This window comes from Coprococcus sp. RTP21428st1_C9_RTP21428_210409 (assembly GCF_040227395.1).
Lineage (GTDB): Bacteria > Bacillota > Clostridia > Lachnospirales > Lachnospiraceae > Coprococcus > Coprococcus aceti.
This window is the reverse complement of the sequence record NZ_JBEHVV010000034.1, coordinates 12,837-29,858: the sequence shown is the minus strand read 5'-3', so window position 1 is coordinate 29,858 and position 17,022 is coordinate 12,837. Positions and strand designations below refer to the sequence as shown.

General features: G+C 44.3%; 16 protein-coding genes. 1 reads left to right on the top strand and 15 read right to left on the bottom strand.

Annotated features, from left to right (window positions below; all coding sequences use genetic code 11):
* From ABUA34_RS08240 to ABUA34_RS08180, 13 genes are all read right to left on the bottom strand, one after another.
* Positions 1-259: HPr family phosphocarrier protein (locus ABUA34_RS08240; RefSeq protein WP_015533286.1), on the bottom strand; the 259-nt coding region annotated here is incomplete at its 3' end.
* Positions 260-278: 19 nt separating this feature from the next.
* Positions 279-1,229 (bottom strand): DNA-binding protein WhiA, encoded by a 951-nt coding sequence (gene whiA / locus ABUA34_RS08235; RefSeq protein ID WP_015533287.1) that lies wholly within the window; start codon positions 1,227-1,229, stop codon positions 279-281.
* Between the two features lie 32 nt (positions 1,230-1,261).
* Complete coding sequence (gene rapZ, locus ABUA34_RS08230; protein ID WP_015533288.1) at positions 1,262-2,140, bottom strand: RNase adapter RapZ; 879 nt, start codon at positions 2,138-2,140, stop codon at positions 1,262-1,264.
* 27 nt (positions 2,141-2,167) lie between these two features.
* The gene (murB, locus tag ABUA34_RS08225; protein WP_349818426.1) at positions 2,168-3,082 is read right to left on the bottom strand and encodes a UDP-N-acetylmuramate dehydrogenase; all 915 of its coding nucleotides are present in this window, start codon (positions 3,080-3,082) and stop codon (positions 2,168-2,170) included.
* A gap of 291 nt (positions 3,083-3,373) precedes the next feature.
* Positions 3,374-4,315 (bottom strand): ROK family glucokinase, encoded by a 942-nt coding sequence (locus ABUA34_RS08220; protein WP_349818425.1) that lies wholly within the window; start codon positions 4,313-4,315, stop codon positions 3,374-3,376.
* A 57-nt stretch (positions 4,316-4,372) separates the two neighbouring features.
* Positions 4,373-5,323 carry an HPr(Ser) kinase/phosphatase gene (hprK, locus tag ABUA34_RS08215; protein WP_015533291.1) on the bottom strand — a complete coding sequence of 317 codons (951 nt, stop codon included), beginning with the start codon at positions 5,321-5,323 and terminating at the stop codon, positions 4,373-4,375.
* A gap of 152 nt (positions 5,324-5,475) precedes the next feature.
* Entirely contained in the window at positions 5,476-6,870 is a 1,395-nt protein-coding gene (locus ABUA34_RS08210; protein WP_015533292.1) for a hypothetical protein, read from the bottom strand.
* A gap of 2 nt (positions 6,871-6,872) precedes the next feature.
* Complete coding sequence (locus ABUA34_RS08205) at positions 6,873-8,432, bottom strand: hypothetical protein (protein ID WP_015533293.1); 1,560 nt, start codon at positions 8,430-8,432, stop codon at positions 6,873-6,875.
* Complete coding sequence (locus ABUA34_RS08200) at positions 8,422-8,994, bottom strand: RNA polymerase sigma factor (protein ID WP_015533294.1); 573 nt, start codon at positions 8,992-8,994, stop codon at positions 8,422-8,424. Before ABUA34_RS08200 ends, ABUA34_RS08205 begins: the two co-directional genes overlap by 11 nt.
* 179 nt (positions 8,995-9,173) lie before the next feature.
* Complete coding sequence (locus ABUA34_RS08195) at positions 9,174-9,992, bottom strand: YesL family protein (protein ID WP_055143836.1); 819 nt, start codon at positions 9,990-9,992, stop codon at positions 9,174-9,176.
* A gap of 112 nt (positions 9,993-10,104) precedes the next feature.
* Entirely contained in the window at positions 10,105-10,869 is a 765-nt protein-coding gene (locus tag ABUA34_RS08190) for a carbohydrate ABC transporter permease (RefSeq protein ID WP_349823138.1), read from the bottom strand.
* A gap of 106 nt (positions 10,870-10,975) precedes the next feature.
* Entirely contained in the window at positions 10,976-11,917 is a 942-nt protein-coding gene (locus tag ABUA34_RS08185; protein ID WP_015533296.1) for a carbohydrate ABC transporter permease, read from the bottom strand.
* A 114-nt stretch (positions 11,918-12,031) separates the two neighbouring features.
* Positions 12,032-13,459 carry an ABC transporter substrate-binding protein gene (locus ABUA34_RS08180; RefSeq protein WP_349823137.1) on the bottom strand — a complete coding sequence of 476 codons (1,428 nt, stop codon included), beginning with the start codon at positions 13,457-13,459 and terminating at the stop codon, positions 12,032-12,034.
* Between the two features lie 558 nt (positions 13,460-14,017).
* On the opposite strand from ABUA34_RS08180, the gene ABUA34_RS08175 reads away from it, so the two are divergent.
* Positions 14,018-14,905 carry a hypothetical protein gene (locus ABUA34_RS08175; RefSeq protein WP_349823136.1) on the top strand — a complete coding sequence of 296 codons (888 nt, stop codon included), beginning with the start codon at positions 14,018-14,020 and terminating at the stop codon, positions 14,903-14,905.
* 82 nt (positions 14,906-14,987) lie between these two features.
* Here the strand turns inward: ABUA34_RS08175 and ABUA34_RS08170 are convergent, their stop codons facing one another.
* Positions 14,988-16,613: an ABC-F family ATP-binding cassette domain-containing protein gene (locus tag ABUA34_RS08170; RefSeq protein ID WP_015533297.1), complete on the bottom strand. Its 1,626-nt coding sequence runs from the start codon at positions 16,611-16,613 to the stop codon at positions 14,988-14,990.
* Positions 16,614-16,794: 181 nt separating this feature from the next.
* Entirely contained in the window at positions 16,795-16,977 is a 183-nt protein-coding gene (locus ABUA34_RS08165) for a hypothetical protein (protein ID WP_015533298.1), read from the bottom strand.
* Between the last annotated feature and the right edge of the window lie 45 nt (positions 16,978-17,022).

The window sequence follows — 17,022 nt, the reverse complement described above, 5'->3', positions numbered from 1 at the left end:
ACTTATTGTTTTTTGTCAGATATTCTGAAAGTGCATTGACTGCTGCCTCTTCGTCAGCACCGTCTGCAACTATAGTGAGCTCACTGCCATTCTCGAAGTTCATGCTCATCATACCCATAATGCTCTTAGCATTGATTCTCTTATCTCCGGTAACAAGGTGAACCTTGCTGTCATACTGACTTGCAATCTGTACAAGAACTGCAACAGGTCTTTCCTCTGCCTCTCCCATCATTGATACAACAACTGTCTTTTCGATCATTACATCCTCCTTGGGCTCATCAACAGCCCCGCATTTCTTCTGCGATTTCACTTATTTTTCTTAATCTATGATTAACCCCCGACTTACCGATCGGCGGCGTCATCATCTCACCAAGCTCCTTAAGGGAAGCATCCTCATTCTCCAGTCTGGCAAGCGCCAGCTCCTGAAGGTTATCGGGCAGATATCCTATGCCCTTTGTCTCTATTATGTAATTAATGTCATTCATCTGCTTTACGGCAGCGCTCACGGTCTTGTTGAGGTTTGCGGCCTCACAGTTGACCCTGCGGTTGATATTGTTACGGATATCCTTCCTGATCCTTATGTTCTCCATATTCATCAGGGATATGTGTGCCCCCATTATTCCCAACATATCAACTATCATCTCTCCATCCTTCAGATAGACGACGTAGTATTTCTTCCGCTGTATTATGCGGGCTTCCACACCAAATCCGTTTATTATCTCCTGTATGAACTGTGCCCTTCCCTCGTTCTCGCACACCACCTCCATGTGGTATCCCTTGTTCGGATCACTGATTGATCCCGAGGTCATGAACACTCCTTTTATATATGCTCTTCTGCAGCAATCCTGCTGAACATCCATCCTGCTGACCTTCATGAGCTGACACTGTATCAGTCCTTCACACTCATGTTCGTTTTCTATCTTCAAGGTCATCAGTATCGTATTGACAATCTCTGGAGAATTGATCTCCATCCTGTATACTCTGCTGTCAGCTCCGGTCCTTCTTACACTTGAGTCCGGAATATATCTGAACAGCCTTTTTATCAGGGAAGCTATCTCCTTTGCGATAACACTTCTCTCTGTAACTATCACCAGCCCGGCCGGTCTGCCGGCCCAATATCTCACATATGCCACCATTGAGATCATCGCAGCCAGCTCAGCTATCTGACAATGCCTCGCTCCCGGGACATTCCCTGCCAGCTCCATCTTAACGTCTGAAGAAAATGACATATTCCACCTGCTATACTATCTGTTATTACATGCTACAACTTCTTGACTATTGAATCCTTCAAAATATCCCTGTGAACTATCCTCACTGTATACTTTGACTTCTGCAAACGGGCATAGACAGCATTGGCTATCGTGACGGATCTGTGTTTTCCGCCTGTGCAGCCGATGGAAATGACCAACTGATTTTTGCCTTCCTTGATATAATTCGGTATCAAAAATGTTATCAGATCTATAAACTTTTCCAGATACTCAGGGCCCTCCTTGCAGTTCATAACATAGTCCTGTATCTCTTTGTCGTTTCCCGTTTTCTCCCTGAGTTCAAGGTCATAGTACGGATTAGGCAGAAATCTCACATCCTGAACTATATCAGAATCCCTCGGTATTCCATACTTAAAGCCAAATGACATGACCGTAATTATGAAATTCGAATACTCCTCATTCTGCACAAATATCTTGTCAAGCTCCGCCTTAAACTCTCTCACAAGGAGGTTGGTAGTATCGATTATATAATCAGCCTCCTCCTTGAGGAAGCCAATAAGCTCACGCTCCTTGTTTATTCCATCTATTATTCGCCCACCCTTGACCGAAAGAGGATGGTTTCTTCTAGTCTCTTTATAACGCTTTACCAGAGTTGCATTGGAACACTCAATGAACAGGATCTCATAATTCATACCCTCTCTTCTGATATCCGCTAGGCACGAATTGAGCTGTGACAAAGCCCTTCCACTTCTGATATCAACACTGATAGCAACATCATCCACCTGGATCTGCTCATCATAAGCGATCTCGGCAAATCTTTTTATAAGCTGGATAGGCAGATTATCAACACAGAAAAATCCGGCATCCTCAAGCGTCTTAAGCGCCGTTGCCTTTCCTGCTCCACTCATTCCTGTCACAATAACAAATCTCATGCTCTGTTCTCCCTGTCTCACTAAATGCTAGAAATCGCCAAGCATCTTCACCTCAGGCTCCAGCATCACGCCAAACTGATCCATAACCTTCTTCTGTACATCACGGATCAGACCTGTCACATCAGCAGCGGTTGCACCGCCACTGTTCACAACAAATCCGCAGTGCTTCTCTGACACCTGTGCTCCTCCCACAGAATATCCCCTGAGTCCTGCATCCATTATAAGTTTACCCGCAAAATATCCCTCAGGTCTCTTGAATGTAGAGCCCGCCGACGGATACTCGAGCGGCTGCTTTGTTCTTCTGGAATCCGACAATTCCTTCATTCTGTCATCTATATCCTGCTGCACACCTGCTGCCAGCTTCATGGTAACCTCAAGAACTATGAGCCCCTCAGCCTCCACAGCACTGTGTCTGTACGAAAAATCCAGTTCATCCGACGACATATCATATATATGTCCATCGGCATCCATCACCTTGACACTGGTGACAACGTCCTTCATCTCACCACCATAAGCTCCCGCATTCATATACACCGCACCGCCTATAGTACCGGGAATCCCGGAAGCAAACTCAAGACCGGTCAGCGAATTATCCCTTGCCAGTCTGCTGACTCTCACCAGCTTTGCCCCGGCCTGGGCTGTTATCACATCACCGTCAACTGTTATCCCATTCATATTGTCCATTATATTGATTATCATGCCCCTGTAGCCAGCATCCGACACAAGCAGATTACTGCCATTACCAAGGACAAAATACGGTATCTCACATTTCCGACAAAGTTCTATAAGCCCCGCAACCTGATCTGCATCAGAAGGACTCGCAAAATAGTCGGCAGGACCGCCCACCCTGAAGGTAGTGTGTGCGCTCATCACCTCATCTGCGCTTGCATTCTTCTCTCCGGTTATCTCTCGAATACTGTTCAATATTTCTAAATCTGACATGTCAACCTCATACAATCTGTCTTCTATATTTTATTCACATGTGCATGTATTTTAAAACAAAAGTAAAAGCACCCTCTGTCACAGAGAACTGCTTTTTTCTTAACATACACAATAAAAGTCTTTAATATATTGGATTTTACGGCACTATTCATCACCATTAAATTCATCATACATTAAAGACTTTTATAATTCAATATTAAAATTTAATATAAATTTACCATCTTTCGCAAAACCTTTGGATATTTTCACAAATTCTACTGGTAAATTTTACCGAAATTACATTCAGGTCAATTACCTTCCAAGTATGCTGCATGCACTTCCATAAATACCTGCATCATTGCCAAGCTGTGCAAGCGCGAACTTTGTCTGTCTGCATGCATGGAATGCATAATGCTCGAAATACTTCTTTACTGAATCTGTAAGTATGGAGCCCGCCTTTGACACGCCTCCACCGATTACAAATATCTCAGGATCAACTACACATGCTATCTGTGCAAGCGCACGACCCAGGATACGTGCCTGTGTATCAACTATCTCAAGTGCAAGCTCGTCTCCTGCCTTTGCTGCGTCAAATACATCCTTTGCAGTAACAGCCTTGAGCTCACGGAGAGTTGACTTCTTATCTGAAGCTGCCATAGCTCTGCCCGCAAGTCTTACCACGCCTGTTGCAGATGTGTACTGCTCCAGACATCCCTTGTTTCCGCATCCACATGTCTCAGTCTCTGAATCGTCAACACATATATGTCCGATCTCACCGCCGGCACCATTCACGCCGAACAGCATCTTGCCGTTGAGTATGATTCCGCCGCCAACACCTGTTCCAAGTGTTACCATTACCAGATTGCTGTGGCCCTTGCCACCGCCCTGCCACATCTCTCCGAGCGCAGCGACATTTGCGTCATTTCCAGCCTTTACAGGATATCCGACCAGCTTCTCCAGCTCGTCCTCAACATTCAGTATTCCCCATCCGAGGTTTACACACTTGAGAACCGTTCCATCCTCCTTGACAGGTCCCGGAACTCCGATTCCAACGCCCTCAACATCTTCCTTTGCAAGCTTCTTGCTTTCAATAACTTCCTTTATAGAATCAGCAATGTCCGGAAGAACATTCTTTCCACCGTCCTCTGTGCGGGTCTTGATCTCCCACTTGTCGAGCAGTTCGCCCTCAACGGTAAAAAGTCCCATCTTTACTGTAGTTCCTCCAACATCAACTCCAAATACATACTTAGCCATGTTTTTTCTCCTTCCACATTCTCCGCTTTTTATTGTAATATCACGGCCGGCAGTCATTTACTGCTTGTCACCACCGCCGTTGCCCTTCATAATATTCTGTGTAACTCTGTTATAAAGCTCCTGAGCTGCATTGTATCCCATCTTCTTCTGTCTGTGGTTTACAGCCGCCGACTCAACTATGATCGCGATATTTCTTCCCGGTCTGATAGGTATGTTGTGACTTACCACCTTATTTCCCAGGAACTCCATATAATTGTCCTCAAGTCCGAGTCTGTCGTATTCTGTATCTTTGCTCCACTCCTCCAGGTTGATGACAAGATCGATATTCTGATCTATCTTAACGCACTCAACACCAAACAGTGATTTCACATCTATTATTCCAATTCCTCTGAGCTCAATAAAATGCCTTGTTATGTCAGGAGCTCTTCCTACAAGAGTTGCATCGCTGACCTTCTTGATCTCAACCACGTCGTCCGCAACAAGTCTGTGTCCTCTCTTCAGAAGCTCCAGCGCCGCCTCCGACTTACCGATTCCACTCTCACCCATGATCAGTACGCCCTCGCCGTATACATCGACAAGAACCGCATGCACCGATATTCTTGGAGCCAGCTCCACATGCAGCCATCTGTCCACCTCATGTACAAATGCAGATGTGACCGCATCGGATGTGAGTACCGGAACCCCATGCTTCTTTGCCATCTCTATGATAAATGGATATGGCTCAAGGCCTCGGCAGAATATAAGGCATGGTGGCTTGTATGAGAAGAACTCATCCATGATGCGCTTGTTCTCCTCCTCAGTATGCATAGCTGCCACATAGGCATGCTCAACATTACCACAAATCTGTATTCTTCCTGCATCAAAGTGCTCGAAGAATCCACCAAACTGTACTGCCGGTCTGTTCATACCCGGATCCTGGATAAGTATCTTATCCGTATCGATCTCCGGAGTATGGTTCTTGAGATCCATCTTCTCTATAAGCTGTGTAACCGTAACACTGTAAACCATATAAACCCTCTGCAACACCGAAACCGATGTTTTTCCTTTCCTAATATAGTCAATATGACTTATTTTATCGCAATTAATTATACTTATGTACGCTCTCTGTTGTCAAGCAGACATGCACAATTACACAGCCAAATATGCAACTCATTTGTGGTCTATTTATTCAGGAATCTCGCCTCATCCTGAACCATGCTGACCTCGCTTCCATCCCTCGCATCTATCAGTACAAGCTGTATCGGGTAAGTGTCGGAATGATCCGAATCCAACTGTGCAAATGAGTACACAGGTATAGCCTCATACTCGCCGTCCCCTGTCTTTATCCTGAAATATGTGAGTCTCACATCGTTGAACTCCACTGAATTATATCCGGTATAATCCGCAAAGTGGCTTTCCATGACTCCCTTGAGGCTTGTCACCGCAGAATCCCAGGTGATCAGTGTCCCTGCATCCTGAATATCCCCCGCGGACTTCATCGGCCAAGTACATGTAAATCCCGTAAGTTTCTCTCCTGTAAATGCGATACTGTATGTGGACTGCTCCGTATAGTAGTATTTCTCTGCAGAAAACGAACCACTATCCTCCGCATTCTTCTGGTTTGAGATGGTGTCTATGCCAAATGCATCCGGCTGATAGAGCGGCTGTCCATTCACGGACGCCTGAAATGTCACAGAGTATCCATCCTTCTCATATCCTACAACCTCTCCATACTCATCACTATATTGGCGGTAAAGCTCCGACTGTGATGTAGGGACCACATCATTAAAGCCCCATTTGTCCATGTAGTCCAGCGCTTTTACCATTCCGGCATCCTCATCCATGCCACTCATATTGGATTCATCAGTCTGAACGTCCGACGGATTCCCTTCATTTGCCGTTATCAGTTCCGCGGGATCCCATGAGGTATACTCCGTGAATGTCGCACCCTTGTCCGCCATATCTTCAGGAACAGGGTCCGTCACCGCAAGCTGGATAGAAAATCCCTCATCTGATATCCACGACAGATCATAAAAATACAGTATGTATTCAACTCCATCTATCTTCCCAATAAAATAATCCTTGCTGTAATCCACATCGGCACCCCTATGAGCGAACAGTTCATCTCTCTGCTCCTGTGTCACACTGTCCTTCATATCATATGGATACTCGAAAACTCCATCCTCCTCGTCAAATATGCTTTTGAGTATCGTCTCCCTGTCTTCAGCTCCTATGCTGCCCATGGTGAACTTCTTAGTATACATCTTATCGGCATCCGGAGTCTTGATCTCCGACGCTTTGATGCTTGCAGACTCCAAAGTTCCGCAATTTTCAACAGGTATATCAACACTTACGCTGGTCGGAATGCTGAGTGTTCTGGCAAGTCCACCCACACTGTCATCATAATCTGCATCCTTCTCGGTGTCCCCGGACGTGTCCGTTCCGCTGCTGTATTCCTTGATATCATCGCCCTCTATGACCGCCGTGTTTGCTTCCTTTTTCTTATCCGCGCAGCCACCGCACGCCATCGCAAGGCAAACCAAAGCTGCACATATCATCCATCTTCTTTTCCTCATATTTACTCTCCTTCACCAAGATATATTGTCATATACTCATAATAACCTGCCATTGAACTGCTCGGACTTACCTGCATGTAACAATCCTCAAGCTCACTCTCGTCAACAAGGAAATACACCGTCAGCAAATGTTCTTCGCCATCCCTCTTCAGGCAGCAGTAGCCATCCACGCTCTTTTCAGTAATCTCTGTGCCGTCATCTACTACATACGCAGGTACTCCATATGTCATCCGTCTTTCATAACTCGCACGAGGCTCACCATCTCCGCAATAATAATTCGTGTCAACCGGTGGCGCCAGCTTGTCCCCCGAGAGTTTTTCTCCCCTCTCAAGATCTATAACTATATCGTCATACGGATATGCTCTGTAGTCCGCTTTATATGTGATATCCACCGCAACCATCCGCAAGCTGCTGTTATTATAATCTCCCCAGCTTGTAAAGCTGTTATCTGTCGCTTCGTTCATCCTCCGACATCTGACATCCACAAAGTTTCCGTCCGTATCCACCAGACCTTTCTCCTTGAGATCTCCCACAACATAGAGCATATCCGCAGGATCTATTCCCCGGGTGTCATCGTATACGTTCACACTGTTTACCGTCATCTCTACGCCATCCACAACAAACGACTCGTCCAATCCTATAAATGTGTACTTGTCATCCACCTGGATCGTATCAACATTATCCGGATTGTCATCATAAAATGTTGAGTCAACTCCGACCCAGTTAGATGGATCATCGCCCTCAGCATCCTTGACATTTATTCCGGTCACGATCTTGTCCAGTTCCTCATCCGTTATATCGCAGCCGATATACACAGTCAGAATAACGGACTCTTCTTTTATCGGAACGTACAGCACTCTATCAAATCCCCAATCAACTCCTCCCCTCTCAAACAACAGGTACTCATAACTTCCCGCCTGTCTGACTGTGGCATCCTCGATGCTTCGGTTTATCACAGTATTCGACTGTCCATTCCACTGGGTTGCCGCTATGGATATTCCCATATATCCTTTCCTGTCCGGGCTGTCATACTTACATTCCTCGACCTGAACCACGCCTTCCGGCAGATAATCAAGAGTGATCTCCACGTATCTTTTGCCAGAATTTATCATGTATGAATTACCATCGCTTCCTTTCATTATGCTCTGTGTTCCATTTTCTTCCTCCTCCGCCATTCTCTTTTTCATCGCGTCCAGAGTCTCCGTGCTCTCGGTGTCATCTGCAGCTGTGGCAACACCATCGTCATTGAGCTCTATCGTTCCACTTGCATAATCACCATTCTTCTCGATCGTAAATCTATACACGCTGACCGCAGCATGGATCGATACCGGTATAAGGATCACACCACACAGCAGCAGTGCTGCAACCTTGATAAATCTCTCCATTCCTCCATGTCTTTTCCCGAGGCCTGTCGGTCTGCCGGACTCCTCCATATCTCTCATTCCGGCGAGCAGACTTTCCTTTTTAGCTTTGTATTCTGCCGAAAATTCATGTTCAGACAGCTTGTCTATATTAACCGTATTGTCCGTGTTATCAACATTCTCCATATTCCTATTCTCCATCCAGCATCATCTCCTTCATCAGCAGTTTTCGCGCTCTCTTTACCGCCCGCTCATATTTCTTCCGGACCGCAGCCTCTGTCAGCCGCATCAGATCAGCTGTCTCTCTTACACTGAGCTGCCGCACTATCCTTAGCTGGAGCACTAGGGCATCATCATCAGATAATCTTCCAAGTATGCCTGTTATCAACTGTCTGTTCTCCACCTCATCAGCCATATTGCTCTTCACCGATGGATCGGCATGACTCCACAGGATGTTGTCTGCAAGTTCCGTGGAATCGTCATCCCCCTGCAGACTGCACACAGCCTCTTTATCTCTTTTATTTTTCCTGTACATATCAACAGCGATATTTCTTGCAATCTTGGTTATGTACGCCGACCTCTTCTCCTCCGGCATCCTTTTTATCATATTCCTGTATCTTATGACTTTCAGAAATGTCTCCTGTACAGCCTCCTCCGCCTGCCATATATCTCCCAATACGGCATACGACAGCCTGTATAACTTCTGTTCGTACTTGTCATAATATTCTGCTATCAATTCGCTGTCTTTCTTATCATTATGCATAATTTCCCTATCCTTTTTCATGTGCTCCCCGCCATGAACACCCCTAGATATTCTGTCTTTTTTGAACGTTCACTATATATAACGATTACATTATCATAAATGTGACACTTTTTCATAAAAAAAGAGGTTAAAGATTTCTCTTTAACCTCTTTTATGGGAAATATCACTATCTTCAGGCTTTATGCCTGTTCCGAATCCAAGTCTTCTTTATTCCCTGTATCCTCTTTATCCTTTTCTTCAGCTTCAGCCTCGGCTTCTAACAGTTTCGCAGCAGCTTCAGCCTCCTCCTTTGCCTTCTTCGCCTCTTCCTCGGCTTTTCGGGCGGTTTCCTCCAGTTTCTTCTCGTTGAGTCTGAATATCTTCCTCATCGTCGTACTGGTTCCGTATGCAATCGCACCAAATATGAATAAAACCCACAGGTACCATATATTCACAAATATAATAGGGTATCTCACGCATATAAATATAGGTGCAAACCATGCGATAAATACTTTTAACCATGATCCCTTATATGTGATAGCCAAAGCCAGTGAGTTTCTCACCGTGGTTCCCAGCTTATTGTTGTATCTGGCTATCAACGGGAACAAAAACGGAACAATAAGTCCCATAAATATAAGTTCTGTCACAAGAATTCCTGTGTAGAATGTAGATATGAATCCCGTCACTCTCTTGACAAGCAGGAATTCAAAATACATTACAAATATCGCAAGCAGAATAAAGAAATACGCTATGGTCGACTGTTTAAAGTTTCTCTTAAACTCATGGATAAATCCGGCGACAACCGTCTCTTCCTCATCCTCCTGCAGTCTTATACACATAGCATAAAGAGCTGACAGCGATGCTCCCACTGTAAATATAGGTATACAGCCAACTACAAAGCACACATTAAGTGCAAATATAGTTCCAAACGCATCCATTGCCCGTCTCAGAAGTGGTTCTTTCTCTTTTCCCCTGTCATTCTCTCTGCTCTCTTCCCTGTTGTTTGATATCTCGCTCATTCAAAATGTCCTCTTCGCTTATTGTTTCGTAAAAAAAAATAATATAATGCGGGTATCGATCGACCCAAGAGTCATCGATACCTACATTATATTTAATTGATTACAATATATATTACTCCTTTACACCACCAAGTGCAACACCTGCAATAATATATTTAGAAAGGAAGAAGTACATTACGAGGATTGGAATAACAGTTGTGAAAAGTCCACAATAGATCTGACCCCAATCTCTTGACTTATCATTTGCCTTTAACGCCTGAACGTACATTGGCATTGTCTGCTTCTTTCTCTCTGTAGCAAGTATGATAGAAGGTGTATACAGGTTATTCCATGATGCAACGAATCCGAAGATTGCCTGAGTTGCCATAGCTGGCTTCAGAAGAGGAAGTACGATCGAGTTGAACGTATGAATTTCTCCTGATCCATCAATTCTGGCAGCCTCTACGATCTCTACTGAGAGGCCAGTCTCCATGTACTGCTTCATAAAGTAAACAGTTGTTGGTGCTGCGATCGCTGGAATGATCATTGCAAGATATGAACCATAAATATGTGTGAGGTTACATATCTTGATGAAACCTACGATAGATACCTGCTGAGGAATCATCATGATAGCATATATGAAGCCCCATGCAAAATTCTTTGCCTTGAAATTGTAAACTGTAACTGCGTAAGCTGTCAGAGAACCGAAGTAGATCTGAAGAGCTGTTGCAGGTACTGTGATAATTAACGAATTGAGCATAGCCTGAAGTACGTTTACTCCACTCGTCTTCGCACCACCCTCTAAAAGTCCCTTGAAGTTAGTGATGAACTGTGAGCCAGGAACAAGCTTTATTCCTGTAAGAATATCACTGGACTTAAGTGTTGAGTTAATTAACAAAATATAAAACGGTATGATTGACAGGAAACAAAGTATGATACAGATGACATATCTTAAAACCCTCGTTCCCGTTGCTTTTGATTCTGTCTGATCCAACTTTGTTCACCTACTTTCCTTGTTTTTCTGTTTTCTCTGATGTCAGCTTGTAGAACAGTAAGCTTATAATCAATGTGAATGCGAAAAGCATTACTGAGTAAGCTGCAGCTTTACCATAATCCTGTGTAGGACCTGCACTTACGTACTTCTTGATAAGCATAACTACTGTTGTTGTAGAATTGACATCCGATCCACCTACTCTTACAACCGGGTTACCTTCGTTGAAGAGCTGTGGAATATCGTACATCTGCAGACCACCGATAGCTGATGTTACAAGTGTATACTGTAAGATCGGCTTGAGCAGTGGAAGTGTTATCTTAAAGAACTGCTGCTTTGATGTAGCACCATCAACACTGGCTGCCTCGTAAAGTGATGGATTGATACCGAGAATACCTGCACAAAGGACGATCATTGTATTACCATACCACATCCAGAACTGGATAAAAGCAATGATTATAAGTGATGCCCAGCCGTGATTCAGGATACCACCCTCATCACACCATCCCCAACTTCTGAACAGGCTCGTGATAGGTCCCTGAACCTCGAACATACCGTAGAAGAGAACGGCGATTGTAGCTGCTGTAATGATGTTAGGCATGTACATGATTACCTTGAATACACCCTGACCCTTTATCTTAACCTTGATGTCTGTGAACCAGGCAGCAAGAACAAGTGCGAGAAGGATCTGAGGTACGAAGTTTACCAACCACAGAACAACTGTTATAGCAAGTGCCTGCCAGAACTCACTTCCGGTCTTTGCAAACACATAATTGGTAAAGTTACCGAGTCCTACGCTTGTTGTCACATATCTACCATTCTTAGCTGAGTAGATAAATGAGTTGTAGAACGTATAGATAAGTGGATACAGCTGAAAGATAAGGAAAACAAGGAAGAACGGAATGAGGAACATCAAACCATACTTGCCGTATTCAACTGTCTTGTTCTTTTTCATAGTGTGATACGCCCCCTTAAAATATTGGTCTATAGTACACACGCACCAGCAACTTTCATTACTGATGCGTGCATTTTGTTACTTTATAGTTTTATCCTTTATTTTAGGGATAGATTACTTTGAGATACCAAGCTCTGAAGCACACTTGTCCTCGATGTACTTAACAGCATCATCAACTGATGTGTATGTATTTGAGTTGTAAGCTGTAGCTGCCTCGTCGATGAATGCCTTGATTGAAGCATCCTGGTATGTTGTGTTGCTGAGGTTGATTCCCTCTGCTGATGCTGCCCATACCTCGATTGGGTTCTGTCCGCCAAGGAATTTCTGAGCTGCATTTTCGCTTGAAAGCTCACCATTGATAAGTCTCTCGTTAGCTGCCTTGTTGTTTACACAGTCACCTGTCTTGTTTGTGATATCAACACCAACATCTGGATCACATGTTAACTCGTAAAGAAGGAATGCACAAAGCTCTGGGTTTGGTGTATCCTTACCAACCATTACGTATGTACCGCCCCAGTGGTATGATGTAGGGCCTGTAACAGCTCCCCAGTTACCATCTACAGCGCCGTTACCCTGCATTGAACCGATGAACCAAGGACATCCGAAGTAGCAGAATACCTTTGAATCATTTGCCATATCAGCAGCCCATGATGAATCCCAAAGGGCTGTGTTGTTTGAATATCCACCATCATAGATCTTCTTACCTGTCTCAAGGTACTCTGTAACTGCACCGTCAAGTGTAAGCTTCTCTGATGAACCGTCATCTGTTACCCAAGGCTGTGACTGAGTATCCCAGATAGCGTACTTAACATCTGAAGGACCAGATACGATCTTGTATCCAGCATTCTTTAACTTGTCTGCTGTCTCGAAGAACTTGTCCCAATCAGCAAGAGCTGCCTGAACTGTCTCAGGATCATCTGATCCAAGAACTTCCTTAGCAATGTCTCTTCTGTAGAATACAGAACCTGCTGTAGCCTGCCATGTAACAGCCTTAAGCTCGCCGTTGTATGTGCCATACTGCTTAGCGAAGTCATATGAGTTAGCCATAACATCATCTGTGAAACCAAGATCTGTAAGGTTAGCTGTCTTTGTGTCATCCTCTGACCAGTACTTAGCTACATCGTTATCAGCAGGGATAAGTGAAGGATACTTATCTCCACTTGTAAGAGCTGTATCAATAGCTGTCTTGTACTCATCTGTTGTTCCACCAACACCAAGTGTTACGAACTCAACATAGTCCTTGTACTCTGGGAACTTGTCAAGAACGACCTTCATCTTCTTTGAGAAATCCTCATCCCATGAGTAAGCGTAGATCTTCTTGCTGTCATCCCAGCCATCTGTGCTAGGTGCTGCAATTGCTCCTGTTGCTGAAGCATCTGCCTCTGTTGCCTCTGTAGCATCATCTGATGCTGCCTCTGTTGCCTCTGTCTTAGCCTCTGTTGATGCCTCTGTTGTAGCATCATCATTTCCGCCACATGCAACGAGTGATAATCCCATTGCCATAGCTAATGAAAGTGCTAACGCCTTTTTGATTTTTCTCACAAAAAAACCCTCCTTTTAAATATGTGTGCTATTCCAATGCTATGCTCTAAAATCACCTTATCGAGCATATCCGGAATGCCGTGTCATGCTTTTTCATGACCTCTGTTGTGATTTTATTGACAACGTCCTTGTCAACATAGGCTTATTATAGGGCATATTATCTAATTTGGCAACCCCTTTTTTGAGTTTTTTTATCTTTTTTGCACATTCGCCTTTTTTTAAGCTAAAAAAATAACTAATTAAACTTTATCTATAAGGCGTGTATTTTATCATTTTTGTCAAATAGCCTATTTTTCGTACATTCCATGCGCCTTTCCGGCTAATATGGCAACTGTACTTTATATATAGAAAACAGCTTATTTACAGGGTTTTCTTTTAGTCATTATGTATAGTGCATGCAAAACCGATCTGTTTTATTGTGCAATTTTAAATTTTAGACTTTTTTCACTATTGGAGGGGTTCTGTTCTCCTCTTCTATATGTTAGTATACTATTATTAAATATATTTGACGCGGAAGACCGGACGCCCTCCGGCTCTTTTCGTGCAGAGGAGTTTTGAATGAGCAAAAAAGATTATACACAGGAAGAGGTGCTGGAAAGCACACAGAAGGATGCCCCGGATGACATTTTGATCCAGCCAAGGGGTGTCAAGCGTGAGGTGGCCGACGGTTTCTCAGATCCTAGATCTGCAGCGCCCAAAGCGGACCTTGCGACCGAAAACAGTCTTGAGCTTCACGCCATGACGAGATCAGAGCGCCGCAGATACAGACGGGCGCAAAAAAAGGCTGAGACAGCGGACATGACACGCTCACAGCGTTTTCATTATTTTATAGACTGCAACAAATGGAAGATCATAGGAATACTGATGATCGTAGTGTCACTGGCCTGGATCTCACTGGCGGTATATTCCAATACCCGGCCGACGGTATTTGCATATGCGGTGGTCAACAGTCCTGATCCATGGAGCGTGGACACATCCGTTATAGACGACTATAAGAGCTACTATAATTATAAGGACTCGGACAAGATCAAATATATGCAGAACCTGCATTACGATCCGACTACATTTGACGCTGACTACGATGCAAATGGAACGGAATACTCTTCCTTCCCGCTGCTGTGCGAGGACAATGTATATGATGTGCTGATATCCGACAAGGCCGGAGTTGAGTGCTGCAGTTGGATAAATCTGATACATCCGCTTGATACATATGACGGCACTCTCAAAACTCTCTTCGAGGGAGAGCTCAAGGATCGTGTAGTAACGGCGCAGGATTCCGCAAATCATACTTCCGCATACGCAATAGACATCAGCGGAACGGATTTTGCCAACCGCATGAACCTGGGATACAACGATGTGTATCTCTCATTCCCGGGCAACAGCGAGGAGAATGTTGACCACATTATCAAGCTGTTGAATTACATTTTTGATCTGGGTATAGAATAAGAAAAAATGGCTGTGACATATTGTTGTGTCACAGCCATTTTTTCTGTCATGATCTGTATTCAGGTGATCATATATCAATATATCAGTCCTCTGAATCCATGTTCATGACCTGTCTCTTTCTGGCAAGCTCGTCATTTGCAAGATACTCATCGTATGTTGTCTGCTTGTCTATGAGACCTGTATTTGTAATCTCTATGATTCTGTTTGCAGTTGTCTGTACAAACTGGTGATCCTGTGAGGAGAACAGTACTACACCAGGGAACTTGATAAGTCCGTTATTGAGTGCCGTGATGGACTCCATATCGAGGTGGTTTGTAGGCTCATCGAGGATCAGGGTGTTTGAACCCATGATCATCAGCTTGGACAGAAGACATCTTACCTTCTCTCCTCCAGAGAGGACCTTGACCTTCTTAACTCCATCCTCACCTGCAAAGAGCATTCTTCCGAGGAAGCCTCTTACATATGTGGCATCCTTCTCGTCTGAATACTGTGTCAGCCAGTCAACTATCACGAGGTCGTTGTCGAACTCCTTGGTGTTGTCCTTAGGGAAATATCCCTGTGAGGTAGTAACTCCCCACTTATAGCTTCCCTCGTCCGGTTCCTCCTCGCCTGCAAGTATCTTGAAGAGCATGGTGGTTGACTTGGTGTTCGGTCCGACAAATGCTATCTTGTCGTCATGACCAACCGTGAACGAGATATCATCCAGAAGCTTTTCTCCGTCAACCGTCTTGGAGATATGTGATACGGTAAGCACCTCGTTACCGATGTCTCTCTTTGGTCTGAAATCAATGTATGGATATTTTCTGCTTGATGGCTTGATGTCATCCAGCTCGATCTTCTCAAGGGCACGCTTACGGGATGTAGCCTGCTTGGACTTGGAAGCATTTGCTGAGAATCTCTGAATGAACTCCTGGAGCTCTTTGATCTTCTCTTCCTTCTTCTTGTTGGCTTCCTTCATCTGCTTGATCATAAGCTGACTTGACTCGTACCAGAAGTCATAGTTACCTGCGTAAAGCTGGATCTTGCTGTAATCTATATCTGCTATATGGGTACATACCTTGTTCAGGAAATATCTGTCATGCGATACAACGATAACCGTGTTCTCAAAGTTGATGAGAAATTCCTCAAGCCATGCGATGGCATCCATATCAAGGTGGTTTGTAGGCTCATCCAGAAGAAGTACATCCGGATTGCCAAAAAGGGCCTGGGCAAGAAGCACCTTGACCTTGAGTCCACCATCCAGATCCTTCATCAGGCTGTAGTGATACTCTGTGCCTACTCCAAGTCCGTTCAGGAGTGTGGAAGCATCTGACTCTGCCTCCCAGCCGTTCATCTCAGCAAATTCAGCCTCAAGCTCTGCAGCCTTGACTCCATCCTCGTCTGAGAAGTCCTCCTTCATATATATAGCATCTTTTTCCTTCATTATCTCATACAGACGCTTGTTACCCATGATTACTGTGTCAAGCACCTGGTACTCATCGTATTTGTAGTGATCCTGCTGGAGAACTGAAAGTCTCTCTCCATCATTCATGGTCACATCACCCTTTGACGGCTCTATCTCTCCTGACAGGATCTTCAGGAAAGTTGACTTGCCGGCACCATTTGCACCGATCAGTCCATAACAGTTACCCTCTGTAAATTTGATATTTACATCCTCAAATAAAGCCTTCTTACCAAATCTCAATGTTACGTTATTCGCACTAATCATCGACGTATATACCTTTCACTATTTACTCTGTCTGCACACGCAAACGTCTCCATTTTCAGTGATTAAGTATATCAATACATGTCAGATGTGTCAACTTTACTTTATGTACAGAGCGGCGCTTTTCCTGCCCCGCTCCACTCTTCCATTCTGATATCCTTTACCAGAAATTTCTGGCTGCCAGCTAGAGATTCTTGACTATAGGATCATACAGATCAAGCTCACAGTACTCTGTGTCTGTAAAATGATCGCAGTTAAGACAACTCTTACCCGTCACATCGTTTGAAAGGCCCTTACAAGAACACTTCTTCTCATACGCACTGCATCTCTCTGCAACTTCTTTGTAGGTTTCTGTTGAACTTCTCATGATGTTCTCTCCTTTTTGCTATGCATTTTTCTGCTGCCTTATTAT

Bases quoted from the DNA above. Each gene is read 5' to 3' on its own strand.
- rapZ (WP_015533288.1), bottom strand. From the start codon at position 2,140: ATGAGATTTGTTATTGTGACAGGAATGAGTGGAGCAGGAAAGGCAACG.
- ABUA34_RS08200 (WP_015533294.1), bottom strand. From the start codon at position 8,994: ATGCATAATGATAAGAAAGACAGCGAATTGATAGCAGAATATTATGAC.
- whiA (WP_015533287.1), bottom strand. From the start codon at position 1,229: ATGTCATTTTCTTCAGACGTTAAGATGGAGCTGGCAGGGAATGTCCCG.
- ABUA34_RS08165 (WP_015533298.1), bottom strand. From the start codon at position 16,977: ATGAGAAGTTCAACAGAAACCTACAAAGAAGTTGCAGAGAGATGCAGT.
- ABUA34_RS08175 (WP_349823136.1), top strand. From the start codon at position 14,018: ATGAGCAAAAAAGATTATACACAGGAAGAGGTGCTGGAAAGCACACAG.
- ABUA34_RS08220 (WP_349818425.1), bottom strand. From the start codon at position 4,315: ATGGCTAAGTATGTATTTGGAGTTGATGTTGGAGGAACTACAGTAAAG.
- ABUA34_RS08185 (WP_015533296.1), bottom strand. From the start codon at position 11,917: ATGAAAAAGAACAAGACAGTTGAATACGGCAAGTATGGTTTGATGTTC.
- ABUA34_RS08195 (WP_055143836.1), bottom strand. From the start codon at position 9,992: ATGAGCGAGATATCAAACAACAGGGAAGAGAGCAGAGAGAATGACAGG.
- ABUA34_RS08170 (WP_015533297.1), bottom strand. From the start codon at position 16,613: ATGATTAGTGCGAATAACGTAACATTGAGATTTGGTAAGAAGGCTTTA.
- murB (WP_349818426.1), bottom strand. From the start codon at position 3,082: ATGTCAGATTTAGAAATATTGAACAGTATTCGAGAGATAACCGGAGAG.
- hprK (WP_015533291.1), bottom strand. From the start codon at position 5,323: ATGGTTTACAGTGTTACGGTTACACAGCTTATAGAGAAGATGGATCTC.
- ABUA34_RS08205 (WP_015533293.1), bottom strand. From the start codon at position 8,432: ATGGAGAATAGGAATATGGAGAATGTTGATAACACGGACAATACGGTT.
- ABUA34_RS08210 (WP_015533292.1), bottom strand. From the start codon at position 6,870: ATGAGGAAAAGAAGATGGATGATATGTGCAGCTTTGGTTTGCCTTGCG.